This is a genomic window from Hymenobacter setariae, assembly GCF_007713685.1.
Lineage (GTDB): Bacteria > Bacteroidota > Bacteroidia > Cytophagales > Hymenobacteraceae > Hymenobacter > Hymenobacter setariae.
Map to the genome: position 1 here is coordinate 22,338 of NZ_VMRJ01000005.1, position 13,585 is coordinate 35,922.

12 protein-coding genes are annotated in these 13,585 nt (G+C 57.9%); 6 read left to right on the forward strand and 6 right to left on the reverse strand.

Annotated elements, in window-relative coordinates:
* Window positions 1–60: 60 nt before the first annotated feature.
* Window positions 61–441: a hypothetical protein gene (locus FNT36_RS18725; RefSeq protein WP_144850840.1), complete on the forward strand. Its 381-nt coding sequence runs from the start codon at window positions 61–63 to the stop codon at window positions 439–441.
* A 192-nt stretch (window positions 442–633) separates the two neighbouring features.
* Window positions 634–1,059, forward strand: coding sequence for a hypothetical protein (locus tag FNT36_RS18730; protein WP_144850842.1), 426 nt, complete (start codon window positions 634–636; stop codon window positions 1,057–1,059).
* 77 nt (window positions 1,060–1,136) lie between these two features.
* On the opposite strand, the gene FNT36_RS18735 is transcribed toward FNT36_RS18730, so the two are convergent.
* The 5 genes from FNT36_RS18735 to FNT36_RS18755 form a co-directional block, all read right to left on the reverse strand.
* On the reverse strand, window positions 1,137–1,478 hold the full coding sequence (locus FNT36_RS18735; protein WP_144850844.1) for a hypothetical protein: 342 nt from the start codon (window positions 1,476–1,478) through the stop codon (window positions 1,137–1,139).
* 33 nt (window positions 1,479–1,511) lie between these two features.
* On the reverse strand, window positions 1,512–2,576 hold the full coding sequence (gene uvsE / locus FNT36_RS18740) for a UV DNA damage repair endonuclease UvsE (protein WP_144850846.1): 1,065 nt from the start codon (window positions 2,574–2,576) through the stop codon (window positions 1,512–1,514).
* Between the two features lie 111 nt (window positions 2,577–2,687).
* Window positions 2,688–3,386 (reverse strand): carboxypeptidase-like regulatory domain-containing protein, encoded by a 699-nt coding sequence (locus tag FNT36_RS18745; RefSeq protein WP_144850849.1) that lies wholly within the window; start codon window positions 3,384–3,386, stop codon window positions 2,688–2,690.
* A gap of 114 nt (window positions 3,387–3,500) precedes the next feature.
* A complete protein-coding gene (locus FNT36_RS18750) occupies window positions 3,501–4,220 on the reverse strand; it encodes a hypothetical protein (RefSeq protein ID WP_144850851.1) in 720 nt (239 codons plus the stop codon).
* A gap of 90 nt (window positions 4,221–4,310) precedes the next feature.
* Complete coding sequence (locus FNT36_RS18755) at window positions 4,311–5,555, reverse strand: metallophosphoesterase (RefSeq protein ID WP_144850852.1); 1,245 nt, start codon at window positions 5,553–5,555, stop codon at window positions 4,311–4,313.
* A gap of 115 nt (window positions 5,556–5,670) precedes the next feature.
* Here FNT36_RS18755 and radC point away from each other — a divergent pair, with 115 nt between their 5' ends.
* The gene (gene radC, locus FNT36_RS18760) at window positions 5,671–6,414 is read left to right on the forward strand and encodes a RadC family protein (protein WP_144850854.1); all 744 of its coding nucleotides are present in this window, start codon (window positions 5,671–5,673) and stop codon (window positions 6,412–6,414) included.
* A 131-nt stretch (window positions 6,415–6,545) separates the two neighbouring features.
* Entirely contained in the window at window positions 6,546–7,166 is a 621-nt protein-coding gene (locus tag FNT36_RS18765; protein ID WP_144850857.1) for a DUF1684 domain-containing protein, read from the forward strand.
* 15 nt (window positions 7,167–7,181) lie between these two features.
* Here FNT36_RS18765 and FNT36_RS25650 read toward each other — a convergent pair whose 3' ends face one another.
* Window positions 7,182–7,343, reverse strand: a complete 162-nt coding sequence (locus FNT36_RS25650) for a hypothetical protein (RefSeq protein ID WP_233636058.1) — start codon at window positions 7,341–7,343, stop codon at window positions 7,182–7,184.
* Between the two features lie 359 nt (window positions 7,344–7,702).
* Here FNT36_RS25650 and pheT point away from each other — a divergent pair, with 359 nt between their 5' ends.
* Window positions 7,703–10,120 carry a phenylalanine--tRNA ligase subunit beta gene (gene pheT, locus FNT36_RS18770; protein WP_144850860.1) on the forward strand — a complete coding sequence of 806 codons (2,418 nt, stop codon included), beginning with the start codon at window positions 7,703–7,705 and terminating at the stop codon, window positions 10,118–10,120.
* 246 nt (window positions 10,121–10,366) lie between these two features.
* On the forward strand, window positions 10,367–13,420 hold the full coding sequence (locus FNT36_RS18775) for a M16 family metallopeptidase (RefSeq protein WP_144850862.1): 3,054 nt from the start codon (window positions 10,367–10,369) through the stop codon (window positions 13,418–13,420).
* Window positions 13,421–13,585: the final 165 nt, after the last annotated feature.

A 13,585-nucleotide genomic window follows, 5' to 3' on the forward strand; every position in this document is an offset into this window, starting at 1 on the left:
CAACAAAGCCGCTACCTGTAGCTAGTGGCTTTACCCACCCACTTTTAATTTGACATCATCATGAAAGCCACCAAATTCCTCCTGACCGCCGCCTGCGCCTTTTGTTTGAGCACTGTAGCTTTTGCTCAGACCACGCCTACTACCACTACTACTCCGGCCACCACTGGTACCATGCAGAGCGGTACTACTTCGGGTACTACCGGCACGATGCAGAGCGGTACTACTTCGGGCACCACTGGCACGATGCAGAACGGCACCATGCAAAGCGGCACTACTAGCGGCACCATGCAGAATGGCACGATGGGCCAGGGCAACATGAACGGCACCGGCACCATGGACGGCACCGGCAAAATGGACAAAATGGACCGCAAGACCAAAATGAACAACCGCAAAGCCACGCGGAAATCCAAAACGACGACTACGGGCACTGGCACCATGTAGTCCTTTAGCTTAGCTAAAACCATAAAAGGCCGGCCACCTCTAGAGGTGGCCGGCCTTTTGCGTAAAGTATTGTTTTTCAAGAACGTTGTAGTGGCAAATACGTATCAAATAAGCAATGCTAGCACTGCGCGGCTAGTTAGCTGCACTAGGTGAAAAATCTTGCTTCAACCCACTGCTCTTAAAGCTACAATTATGAAAACGTTGTTACTCCTGCTGGCCCTAGGGGCCGCCCCCGTGCTTGTGCGGGCTCAAACAGTATCCTTTGACCCTTCGGCCCCAATGCGGGGCGGGGCCCAAAACCAGACCGTGGTGCCGCCCGTGAACCCTGCTCTCAACCAAAGCACCATTCAGGGTCCCACCCAGGTGCAGCGCACGCTCACGAGCAACGATGCGCAACCTAGCCGCCTGCCCATCGACTCGACGCCGCTAGCTGGCACTCCCGAACTCTCGCCTACTAGTGCCCCAGATGTGCGTGAGCAGCCATTGATACCGCAGCAGCGCCGCCGCCAGTCGAGCGATGTAGTGCCTACGCGCAGTCGCGTGTCAAACTCTAGCAACGTGCTGCAAAACTATCGGCGCCCGGCCCAGGCACCCCTCACACCGGCCGGACCTTACTAGAAAGAGAAGAACCTGTTAAAGTAAAAAACCCCGCTTGCCAATACGGCAGGCGGGGCTTTTTCTAAAAGGGGCAGAGCTTACTTAGCGGCGTGCGCTAATAGCTCGGAGCTATGGCGGCGCAAGGTGTCAGCAAGCTTAAGCAAATCAGCTTTAAGGTCGGCGGGGGCGTGGTGGCTGGCCTGGCTGGTTTGGTCGCCGAGCATGGCTAGCGAGTTGCCGATGGCAGTGGGGCTAAGGCTGCCGCTGCTGAGCAGCGACTGTAAGTTGCCGATTTCGCGGGCGATGTCTTGAAACTCGGGCTGGCCACTTTGCAAGAATTGCTGTTGCCAGGTTTCAGTATTGTCCATTGCCGAGCCTAGGGGCAAGCTGGTAAGTCCGTTTTGCAGGCCCGAAAGCGTGGCTTGAAGTAAGTCGTTCATAGAGAAAAGCGAAAAACAGGGAAGTAGTAAAAGTTACTGTGGTTGCGATTTGGGAGCCCTAGGTGCGCGTTTGGCCTTGACTGGGACTGTAGACTCGGTGGCTGTGGCAGTTGCCTCGGGCGTTGCTTTCGACTTGCGAGGTTTAGGGAGGGGTGGGGCAGGGCGCGGGCCAAACACGGGTGGCTCGTAGCCAGCCGGAGCGGCTGGCACCAAGCCTAGCTCACGTAGAATGCCGATGGCCTGCACGGCGCTAGCCTCTTTATCCTTTATCTCTAGCATCATGTCCACCTCTAGGCCGTCTAGGTCGGTGAGGAAGCTGCGAAATAGCTCGGGCACGAGGCTATCGGTGTGCTTTCCTTTGCGCTCGCCCATAGACTGCGAGCTGTAGTCCATCATCAGCACGCCATCGCGGGTGGGGTGCCAAGTGGCGGCAGCCAGGCGCAGGGCCTCGCGCATAGGCTCACCATGGTTGAGGCATTCGTGGTGAAAATTGTCGAAAAGGATGGGTACACCCGTTTCGTCATGCAGGCTTAGGCACTCGCGCAGGCTATATAGGCGGTCGTCGTTCTCGACAACTAGCCGCACTTTTACTGCTTCAGGCAGCCGGGTATGAAAGGTGTCAACCCAGCGTGCCAGCGCCGAGCCCTTGTCGCCATACGCGCCACCAGCGTGAATTTGGAGCTTGGCTGTAGAGTCGAGCCCCATCAAGTCCAGCATTGAGCCTTGGTAAATGAGCTCGTTGACACTACGCCGCACGATGTCTGGGTCGGGCGAGTTGAGCACCACAAACTGGTCGGGGTGAAACGATATACGCAGGTTATGAGCCTTGATAAAATCACCTATAGCGCGAAACTCATCAGCGAAGTGCGTTTGCCACGGAAAGTCATTGATTTCGTGCGACCCAAAAGGCACGATATCAGAGCCCATACGGAAGAAAAGGAGGCCGTGCTGCACGTTCCATTCCAGGATTTCGCGCAGGCAAGCGAGGTTGGCAGCCACTGTTTCGACCAGCCGCTCGGGCGTGTACGAAGCTAGCCGAAAGGTGCGTGCCGCGCTGCACGGCAGCGTCTCATTAACGCAGGGATAACCGATTTTCATGTCTTCTCAGCTTACGCGAGAAGCGGGCACCGCGTTGGGTGCATAATTAATTGGCGCGTTAGGTAATGAGTGTAAGGTATTCGGTATGACACTCATTACCTCATACACCGATTATTCGTACCCTCTATTATCGCGGAAGGCCTTATTGTATTGGCTGCGGGCTTGGCGAGCTTTTTCGGCAGCTTCGGCAGCTTTCACTGCCTCCATTTTACGGCGCTCCTTGCCTTCGTGCGAAAACTGGTCGTAGAGCCAGTCCACATTTGACTCGGCTACGGTGGGCTTCTCGGCCTTAGGTGCGGTCGAGTCCACGGCAAACAGCGGCTTGGGTGGCGGAGCTTTCTTGGGCACTTTTACCACGGCCGGCGCCGGACGCTTGATATTGCGCAGCGCTCGGTTGATGCTGGCCCGGTCGGGGCGGTCGGCTGTCACCTTTACCTCGCTGAGTTTCACCGAGTCGCGCACCAATGCCACCTGCACTACAAGCTGCGAAAGTGAAGTGCCACTAAGGGCAAAGCGCTTGGGCTTGAACCCTAGGGCGCGAAACAGCAGCGTATCAGTCGGCAGCGCAGTTAGCAAAAAATCGCCATCTACATTAGCGGCCACGCCGCGGCGTGTGCGCTGTACCTGCACCGTCGCACCCGGAATAGGCTCGCGGGTGGCGGCCGCCGAGATAGTGCCGCTCACGCGCACCGTGGGCGTAGGCGCACCGGCCTGCCCTAGGGCCGCTCGGCTCAGCAGTAAGCTACTGATAAGCACCAGGAAAAGCCCTAGGTGCGGTGGAAAGAAAGGACAGGAAAAAAGGCGACGCACGGACCCGAAAAGGCAATGAGGCTACAAAGCTGCTACCGAAAGAACCAAAAAAAGTCCGCGCCGTTGCAGACGCGGACTTTTTATAGACAAACAAGGCCTTCTCGGCGTTCGGGCCTACATTTTAGTTTTGTCACCGTTGGCGTCTTTCACCTTCACGGTGCCGTCGCCTTTTACTTTGATTTTCGAGCCATCTTCTAGCTTGGTTTTCGAGTCTTTCAACTCTTCAGCGCCGGATAGGTCACCTTTGGTTTTCACGGTGCCGTCGTCTTTCAGCTTGAGTTTAGCGCCGTTTTCCATTTTGGTTTTAGACTCCTTCACGGCGGCGCCAGTGCCGCTCATGTTGTCGCTGCTCATGTTGCTGTCATCGGAAGGCATGGTGGCCGACGAGGCTGCATCGGTCGAGTTAGCGTTGTCCATGTAGTTCGACTCGTCATAGGTCGAGCGCGACGACTGGTACGACTGGTACTGCGCCGGGTCGGTCAGCACGCTCTGAAACTCGGTGTCAGTATCGGTATTATACTGGCGCATTGCGGCACCCATGCCAGTGGTATCGCTAGCATACTTGCTCGTCATTTCGCCGTAGCGCTTCGAGCGGTTGTAGTAAGCCGTGCGAATTTTACCCTGCATGGCAGGGTCGGTGATTTTCATGTCCGAGATGAACTTCTCCGATACCCGGTTCGAGCGCGAGCGATAAGCTGCCGTGTCGGGCATCGCTACGGCCGTAGCATCGGCTGGCGCGGTGGTCGAAGTAGTAGTGTCAGTCGTTTTTTCTTGCGAGCACGAGGCCAGCGAAAGGGCAGCGGCGCCCACGAAAAGCAACAAGGAATTTTTCATGACAAGAGTAGGATAGGGTGTGGGGCGCTTTAACGAAAAAACCGGGTCGAGGTTTTTTTAAGCTGAGCCTAGGTTTTTTTAGCCCCAACCTTAGGCCCGACGTAACTCTAGCACCGTGATTTCGGGCAAGAAGCCCGCCCGCATGGGCACGCCTAGGTAGCCTAGGCCCACATTTACGTACAGCTTTTGGCGGCCCTGCTCATAGAGGCCAGCCCACTGTGGGTAAGAGTACTGCACGGGGCTCCACTTGAAAAAAGGTAGGTTGATGCCAAACTGCATACCGTGGGTATGGCCACTGAGCGTGAGGTCGATATCCTTGTAGTCGAGCACCTGCGCCTCCCAATGCGAGGGGTCGTGCGAAAGCAACAGTTTGAAGGGTGCGTTGCCGCTGGCCGCGTGCGCCTGCGCCAGCTTGCCATGCTTCGGAAACTGTGGGTGGGCGCTCCAATTTTGCACCCCTAGGATAGCAAATTCGTCATCGCCCCGCCGAATAGTATGACTCTCATCGAGCAGTAGCTTCCAGCCTATTTTAGCGTGATTTTGGGCCAAGCGTTGCAGGTTTTCGCGTTTGGCGGCCGTGCTGGGCCACTGCACATAGTCGCCGTAATCGTGGTTGCCGAGGATGGAGAAAATCGGCAAATCTGACTTGATACCCGCCAGTGCTGGAATGTGCGGCTCGACCTCTAGGGCGACATTGTTGACCAGGTCGCCGGTCATCACGATGAGGTCGGCCTTTTGGGCGTTTATCAGGGCCACGGCCCGCTCCATGGGCTCGGTGTTGCCGTTAAAGGAGCCCGTGTGCAAGTCGGAGATTTGCAGAATTTTAAAGCCCTCAAAGGAGGCCGGCAGGTTGGGATAGCGCAATACTACGCGGCGCACGGTGTAGTCGGTTTTGCCCTTCACCATGCCCCAAAGTATGGCTAACATCGGCACCAGCCCCAGCCCCAACGCCAGCCGGCTGATAAACTCGCTGCGGGTGAGCGGCGCCACGCCCGCTGCAGGCGCTGGGCTGCTAAAGCCGCGCGCCGCCCAGCGCCCCAGTCGCGTAATGTCTTCGAGCAGCAGCGGGAAAATGACGACCAGCTTGCCCGCCAGCAAAGCCAGTGGCAGCACGAATAGGTAGCTTTTGAGCTCGCTTTCGCCCTTGTGACGCGTGAAAACGGCCCAAAGACCCACCGCCCAGATACCCAACGTAAGCAGCCAGTAGCTGATGGCAAACCCGCGCCGCGCCGCCGTGGTGGCCGGGGCAAACGCGGTGCGCACGGCTAGGTAGCCGTATACCTCGGCCACTAAAATGGCCACTAAAAGAATCCGAAATAGAAAGCGATTACGCATGATGATAGCCCCAACGGGCGGCCGGGCGCTAGAGTTGGCCCGCCGCAAGCTAAGGCGGCTAACGCACGCCCCGAAATTTTACTTTATCTTTTGGACTTGCTTGCGCTAGCACTTTATGGAATCTGCTGATTTTCTGCCCGAAGACGATACTACTCCCGAAGCCTATGCCACGCCCACTAGCTTCGGCATTAAGAGCTGGGCTGAGGAAGACCGACCCCGCGAAAAGCTGATGCAAAAAGGCCGCGCGGCGCTGTCCGATGCCGAGCTCATCGCCATCCTCCTAGGGTCGGGCACCACTAAGCTTACGGCCGTAGACGTGGGCAAGCTCATGCTGCAAGCCGTAGGCAATGACCTCAACGAGCTAGCCCGCCTGAGTATGAAGCAGCTATGCCGCCACCCTGGCATTGGCCCGGCCAAGGCCATCACCGTAATGGCCGCGCTGGAGTTAGGTCGGCGCCGCAAGGAAAGCGGTGCGGGCCGCCGCACTACCATCACCAGCTCTAGGGACATTTATAATGTGATGCGCCCGCAACTGCAAGACCTGCCCCACGAGGAGTTTTGGATAGTGCTGCTGAACCGTGCCAACGTGGTAATGCGCACTGAAAAAGTGAGCAGTGGCGGCGTGGCCGGCACCGTAGCCGACCCTAAAATGATTTTCAAGCACGCCCTCGAAAATCTGGCCAGCAGCATCATTTTGGTGCACAACCACCCCAGTGGCAATCGCCAGCCCAGCAGCGCCGACATTAGCCTGACTAAGAAACTGAAAGAAGCCGGCGGCTTCCTCGATTTGCCGGTGCTCGACCACCTTATCTATACTGATATGGGGTACTACAGTTTTTCCGATGAAGGGCTGCTGTAACTGCCCTAGGTTACGTTTGTAGTGCCCATTACGTCTGTCATGCTGACGAAGGAAGCATCCCATCACGGTTCATTCATTACCCTGACAAGATGCTTCCTCCGTCAGCATGACGGAGGGAAAGTATTTTGTTTATGCGAAAAATTTGGATTGCTGGCCTCGTGCTGGTCATACTTGGGCTAGTGCTCTATAGCATATTGGGCACGCAGCCGGCTCAAGCTCTCGATGAAGCCTACCTAGGGCGCCTGCGCGAAGCCCGCCGCCAGAAAGACCAAACCTTACACACCGCCGCCGACTCGCCCATCCCAGATGCGCAGCGTACCACGTTTGCCGGGCTGCGCTACTTTGCGCCGGAGGCTGGGTTTCGGGTCACGGCGCGCCTTGTGCGGCAGCCGGTGCTGCTGCCACAGCCGCTGGCCATGAGCCTGGGCAAGCCCGAGAACTACCAGCGCTGGGGCACCGCCGAATTTGAGCTGAATGGCAAGCCGCAGAAGCTGACACTGCTGCAGAAAGCTGGTGATAAGCAACTGTTCGTGCCCTTCACCGACCCCACCAATGGGGAGCAGACCTATGGCGCCGGTCGCTACATCGATGTGCCGCTGCCGCCCGCCGAGGCTAACGAAGTCGAGCTAGATTTCAACCAAGCCTACAACCCATACTGCGCCTACAATCACCAGTATAGTTGTCCCTTGCCGCTAGCCGAAAACCGCCTAACGGTGCCCGTGACGGCCGGTGAGCAGACATTTCAGCCCTAGCTGGCGGCCGCTGTTTTAATGATAGGCGCAGGTAGGCCCCACGCTGGCGCAGGCGAGCACGCCCAGCAAAAACAGCCACCAAAGCCAGTGGGTACCGGCTGGCACGGATGTAGCAGGTAGGGCATCAGGTCGATTAGTGACGGCGGGCGCGTGCGGCGCAAAAGAACTGGGTAGCATACGCGTGATGGTGTAGGGGTGAGATTTGTGATAAGGGCGGCCTTCTACCTTCTTGCAGAACAGTCGCTTGAAGATTAATACATACAATATACATGTTATTTTTAATATATAATTTTATTAATTTAATGCGAAGTTTAAAAAAAGCTAGGTTGTTGGTCGGGGTGACGGACTGCTAGTGAACTGTAAGTAGCTAGGTTGCAGCCTAGGTAGGCGTGCCGTGGCTGCTGCGAGCCCACACGTTGTATCGGCTGGCTACTGCCCACGCGCCGACGCGTAGCGGCCACGATACACCTACCTAGAAGTAGGCCCTACCTTTGCCGGAAGCGCCCGGCCCATCCAACTGCCGCGGCTGATTCGACATGACTATCTCTTTCGACTGGCTTAAAACCTTATTTCCCACCACGCTTCCGGCCGCCGAAATTGGCGCGCTGCTCACCAGCTCCGGCCTCGAAGTAGAGAGCCTGACTGAGCTGGAAAGCGTGCCCGGTGGCCTGCGCGGCGTGGTGCTGGGCACGGTGCTCACCTGCGAGCGCCACCCTGACGCCGACAAGCTGAGCCTTACTACCGTAAGTGTGGGCGACGATACGCCCCGCCAAATCGTGTGCGGCGCCCCCAATGTGGCCGCCGGCCAACGCGTGGTAGTGGCCCTGGAAGGCGCAATGCTGCACCCCAGCACCGGCGAGCCATTCAAAATCAAGAAATCAAAAATCCGCGGCGCGGCCTCGGAGGGCATGATTTGCGCCGAGGATGAGATTGGCCTGGGCCAGTCGCACGCCGGCATTATGGTGCTCGATACTGACCTGCCCGATGGCACGCCAGCCGCCGAGTATTTCGGCCTAGGGTCGGATACGGAGATTGAAATTGGCCTCACGCCCAACCGCGCCGACGCGGCCTCGCACTATGGCGTGGCTCGCGAACTGCGCGCCCTGCTGGGCCAGCCCGCCCACTTGCCCGACGTGAGCGCCTTCGCCGCGCCTGCGAGCGGCGAGACTATCACCGTCACCATTGAGGACGACCAGGCATGCCCGCGCTATGCTGGCTTGCTGCTTGATAATGTGCAAATGGGCCCGTCGCCCGAGTGGCTTCAGCGCCGCCTGCGCAGCATCGGCCTCTCGCCCATCAACAATGTGGTGGATGTAACCAATTTCGTGCTGCACGAGCTGGGTCAGCCGCTGCACGCTTTTGATGCCGACCAGATTACGGGTGGCAAAATCCGGGTGAAGCGTGCCGAAGCCAGTGAGAAGTTCGTGACCCTAGATGGGGTGGAGCGCAGCTTGCAAGCCGAGGACCTAGTGATTGCCGATGCTAATGGCGCGGCAATGGCCCTAGCTGGCGTGTTCGGGGGCAAAACTTCGGGTATGAGCAATGCCACGACCCGCGTAATGTTGGAAAGCGCCTACTTCGCGCCGGCCGTGGTGCGCCGCACCAGCCAGCTGCACGGGCTCAAGACCGATGCGTCGTTCCGCTTCGAGCGCGGCACCGACCCCTACATGGTGCCCACCGCGCTGAAGCGGGCCGCGCTGCTGCTACAAGAAGTGGCTGGCGCTCGTATCGCTGCGCCAGTGGTGGACGAGTTTCCGCACCTCATCCCCAATAACCAAGTACACCTGCGCCTTGACCGCGTGACCCGGCTTATCGGCCAGGAGATAGGGGAGGAGCGCATTCGCGAAATCCTGGAAGGCCTAGGTATCAAAATCGAGGTCGCCACGGGCAATGAGTGGACCTTGGCCGTGCCACCCTATAAGGTGGACGTGACCCGCGAGGCAGACGTAATCGAGGAGATTCTACGTATCTACGGCTTCAATAACGTGGCCCTGAAGCCGCACAACTCAGCGTCGTTCCTGTCGGGTTTCCCCAACCCCGACCCCGAAGTGGTGCGCCAGAAAGTGGCCGACCTGCTCAGTGGCCAGGGCTTTTCGGAGATTCTAACTAACTCGCTCACCAACTCGCAGTACTTCGAGAAGGCCGACGCGCCCGATGCGTCGCTGGTGCGGATTCTGAATTACAACAGCCAGGATTTGAACATCATGCGGCCCACGTTGCTGACGTCGGGCTTGGAAGTGGTGCGCCACAACCTCAACCGCCGCCAGCGCGACCTCAAGCTCTACGAGTTCGGCAAGACCTACCAGCTCGGCGAGAACGGCAAGTACAAGGAGAAGAATGTGCTGGCCATCTACTTGACTGGCAATGTCACTGCTGAAACCTGGCAGCACGCCTCGCAAAAGGCGGCGTACCACGATGTAGCGGGTGCGGTGCAGCAGGTGCTGGCGGCGCTAGGGCATCCGCAGCCGGGCTCGCAGCCCACGCAGCACCCGTACTTGGCGGGCGGCCTCACGCTGCTGGTGCAAAACCAGCCGGTAGTGAACCTAGGCGCCGTGTCGCCGGCCGTGCTCAAGCGCCTCGACGTGAGCCAGTCCGTGTGGTACGCCGAGCTGGATTGGGACTGGCTGCTCAAGAAATACAAGGCTACCCTGGTGGCCCGCGAACTACCCAAGTTCCCGGAGGTGCGCCGCGACCTGTCGCTGGTAGTGGACCTAGGCGTGACCTTCGACCAGCTACGCACCATCGCGCAGCGCACCGAGAAGAAGCTGTTGCGCGATATCAACGTGTTCGACGTGTATGCTGGCGACCGCCTCGAAGCGGGCAAAAAGTCGTACTCGGTAAGCTTCACCCTGCAAGACCCTACTCAAACGCTCACCGACCAAGCCATCGACCAGGTGATGCAGAAGCTTATCCAGCAGTTTGAGAAACAAGCTGGTGCGCTGATTCGAAAGTAATAGCGCTCTCTTAAGAAGACGCAGGACGCAGATAAGCTCCGTGGCAGAAGTAGCTAACGTTAATCAACGTTGGCAGCCTTTGCTGCGGAGCTTATTTGCGTTATGGCATTTTGAGTGACCTAGGGGTTTGGAACAGTCGTTACGCAGTAAAAAAAGGTGATTAGATGTAATGTTAAAGGCCACTTGGCGAGTAACATTGCAGGCCGGTTACCCACCTTGGCCGGTTTTTTTATCCTTTTTCTTCTTATGAAAGTACCTACTCTTTACCCGTGGCTGTGCGGGCTGGGCCTGGCGCTGGCCGTGGTGCCTGCGTCGGCGCAGCAAAAACCAGCGGCCAAGCCAGCTGGCGCCAAATCGACCACGCCCAAACCGCCCACAGTGAAGGCGCCTACGGGTGCTACCGGCGCCCGCCTGGTCGAAAAAGTAACCAAAAAGCCCGGCGAGCTGGTAATCCCATACGAGAAGTACGTGCTGCCCAACGGCTTGACAGTGGTGGTGGCCGAAGACCATTCCGACCCGCTGGTGCACGTAGACGTGACCTACCACGTGGGCTCGGCCCGCGAGCAGATTGGCAAGTCGGGCTTTGCACACTTCTTCGAGCACATGATGTTTCAGGGCTCCGACCACGTCGGCGACCAGCAGCACTTCAAGCTCGTGACAGCGGCCGGTGGCGACCTCAACGGCTCGACCAACCAAGACCGCACCAACTACTACGAAACCGTGCCGAGCAACCAGCTCGAAACGGCCATGTGGCTCGAAGCCGACCGCATGGGCTTTTTGCTGGATGCCGTAAGCCAGAAGAAATTTGAGATTCAGCGCTCTACGGTAAAGAACGAGCGTGGTCAGAACTACGATAACCGCCCGTATGGCTTGGCTGGCGAGTATGTTGCTAAGACCTTATACCCCTACGGCCACCCATACTCCTGGCTGACCATCGGCTACTTGAAGGACCTAGACAACTCAAACGTCAACGACCTCAAGAACTTCTTCCTCCGTTGGTACGGGCCTAATAACGCGACCCTGACCGTGGGTGGCGACGTAACCGCGGCGCAGGTGCTGAAATACGCCGAGAAGTACTTTGGACCCATCAAGCGCGGGCCGGCCGTGCCAGTACAGAAGCTACCCGCGCCCGTACTCACCGCCGACCGTTACGTGAGCTACGAGGACAATGTGCGCTTTCCGATGCTGCAAATGGTGTTTCCGACGGTGCCGCACGGCCACCCCGACGAGGCCGCGCTCGATGCATTGGCCGACGTTATTGGTGGCGGCAAGACGTCGCTGCTCTACAAAAACCTGGTGAAAACCCAGAAAGCAGTGCAGGCCCAGGCCTATCAGCAAAACTCTGAGCTGAGTGGTCAACTTGCCTTAATCTCGCTTAATGCGCCCACCACGCGCCTCGATAGCGTAGAAGCCATTTTCCGCAAGACGCTAGCCGAGTTTGCCAAAAACGGCGTGACCGATGCGCAAGTGGCGCAGTACAAAGCCAGCACCGAGGCGCAGCTCATTAACGGCCTGTCCAGTGTGCAGGGCAAAGTGAGCCAACTTGCTGCCAACCAAACGTTCTTTGGCAACCCCAACCGCCTGCCTACTGACTTGAAGGAGCTGCGCGCCATCACCAAGGCCGACTTGCAGCGCGTTTTTGCCAAGTATATCCAGGGCAAACATGCTGTAATTCTGAGCGTGGTGCCTAAGGGCAAGCTCGACGAGGTAGCTGGCAAAGACAACTACACGGCTTCGGCTGCGGGCTACAAAGCGCCCAACTACGGCTACGACGGCCTGAAATACGTGAAGGCTGTGGACACCTTCGACCGCAGCAAGCAGCCTGCCGCCGGTGCCAACCCGGTTGTGAAAGTGCCCGCTATCTGGCAGGATAAGTTTGCCAATGGCTTGCAGCTTATCGGAACCAAGAACACGGAAATTCCGACGGCTACCATGCAGCTCACTATCCGGGGCGGGCACCGGCTCGAGCAAGCCAACCCTGGCAAGGCTGGTATTGCGGCCCTCACGGCCCAAATGCTGAACGAAGGGTCGGAGAAGTACACGAGCGAGGAATTTGCCGCTGCGCTCGACCGCCTAGGTAGCGCTATCCAAGTGTTTAGCGGTGCCGACAACACGACGGTGTACGTGCAAACGCTCACCAAAAACTTGCCTGCTACGATGGCACTGCTCGAGCAGCGCCTGCTGCACCCGCGCTTCGATGCCGCCGACTTCGACCGCGTGAAAAAGCAAACCTTGCAAGGCATTGCTAACCAAGTGACGCAGCCGGTAGTAATTGCCAACAACGCCTACTCGAAGCTGCTCTATGGCCAGAATGACATCATGGGCGTGCCCAGCAATGGCACTACGGCCAGCGTGACGAGCATCACGCTCGATGACGTGAAGCAGTTTTACCAGCAGTACTATGCGCCCAACGTGAGCTACCTCACCATAGTGGGCGACCTCGACCAAGCTGCCGCCGAGCAGCCGCTGGCCTTCTTGAAGGCGTGGCCGCAGAAAAACGTGACCCTGCCAACTGCTCCGGTAGCCCAGGCCCAGCCCGACAAGACCAAGATTTACTTCATCAATAAGGACGGTGCGGCACAATCCGAAATCCGGGTGGGCTACCTCACCGCCCTGCCCTATGATGCCACCGGCGACTACTACCGCGCTTACCTAAGCAATTACCTCCTAGGTGGCGCCTTCAACTCGCGCATCAACTTGAACCTGCGCGAGGACAAAGGCTATACCTACGGTGCCAACTCGGGCTACCGCAGCACGCGCTTTGCCGGGCCTTTCACGGCTCAGGCTGGCGTACGCGCCGATGCCACTGCCGCCTCGGTAAAGGAGTTTATGAAGGAAATCAACAACTACCGCACCGGCATTTCGGATGAGGAGTTAGCTTTCCTACAAAGCTCGGTGGGCCAAAGCGACGCCCTGCGCTACGAAACCGGCCAGCAGAAAGCCGGCTTCCTGTCGCGCCTCGTAGAGTACGACCTCAAGCCCGACTACGTGACCCAGCAGGCGGATATCTTGAAGGCCCTAAAGAAGGAAGACGTGACGGCCTCAGTGCAGAAATACCTACCCGGCGACAAAATGTACATCGTGGTAGTGGGCGACCGCGCCAAGGCTTTCCCTGGCCTGTCAGAACTCGGCTACGACGTGGTAGAACTGGACGTGAACGGTCAGCCTGTGGCCGCTGCAGCGCCTGCCGCCGCACCAACTGCCGCTCCTGGCGCTACTTCGGCTGACATGCCCGATGGCAAAACCAAAACCGAAGAAAATGGCCAAAAGGTAAAAACCAAGAAAAAGCGCGGCGCCTAGGTGCTTAGCGTAATGCATTGAATACTAAAGGCTCGTCGCTAATCGCGGCGGGCTTTTTTGCGTTTAAGCAGTAGCGATTATACTCTTTAATAGACGCTTTCCCAGATTAGTTTTTAATGTTTTAGGACAAAAGTTTATATGAATAGGCCACTATAATCTGGTTTG

Excerpts from the sequence above, each read along its gene's own strand:
- FNT36_RS18725 (WP_144850840.1), top strand. The coding sequence starts at position 61 with ATGAAAGCCACCAAATTCCTCCTGACCGCCGCCTGCGCCTTTTGTTTG.
- FNT36_RS18730 (WP_144850842.1), top strand. The coding sequence starts at position 634 with ATGAAAACGTTGTTACTCCTGCTGGCCCTAGGGGCCGCCCCCGTGCTT.
- FNT36_RS18735 (WP_144850844.1), bottom strand. The coding sequence starts at position 1,478 with ATGAACGACTTACTTCAAGCCACGCTTTCGGGCCTGCAAAACGGACTT.
- uvsE (WP_144850846.1), bottom strand. The coding sequence starts at position 2,576 with ATGAAAATCGGTTATCCCTGCGTTAATGAGACGCTGCCGTGCAGCGCG.
- FNT36_RS18750 (WP_144850851.1), bottom strand. The coding sequence starts at position 4,220 with ATGAAAAATTCCTTGTTGCTTTTCGTGGGCGCCGCTGCCCTTTCGCTG.
- FNT36_RS18755 (WP_144850852.1), bottom strand. The coding sequence starts at position 5,555 with ATGCGTAATCGCTTTCTATTTCGGATTCTTTTAGTGGCCATTTTAGTG.
- radC (WP_144850854.1), top strand. The coding sequence starts at position 5,671 with ATGGAATCTGCTGATTTTCTGCCCGAAGACGATACTACTCCCGAAGCC.
- FNT36_RS18765 (WP_144850857.1), top strand. The coding sequence starts at position 6,546 with ATGCGAAAAATTTGGATTGCTGGCCTCGTGCTGGTCATACTTGGGCTA.
- FNT36_RS25650 (WP_233636058.1), bottom strand. The coding sequence starts at position 7,343 with ATGCTACCCAGTTCTTTTGCGCCGCACGCGCCCGCCGTCACTAATCGA.
- pheT (WP_144850860.1), top strand. The coding sequence starts at position 7,703 with ATGACTATCTCTTTCGACTGGCTTAAAACCTTATTTCCCACCACGCTT.
- FNT36_RS18775 (WP_144850862.1), top strand. The coding sequence starts at position 10,367 with ATGAAAGTACCTACTCTTTACCCGTGGCTGTGCGGGCTGGGCCTGGCG.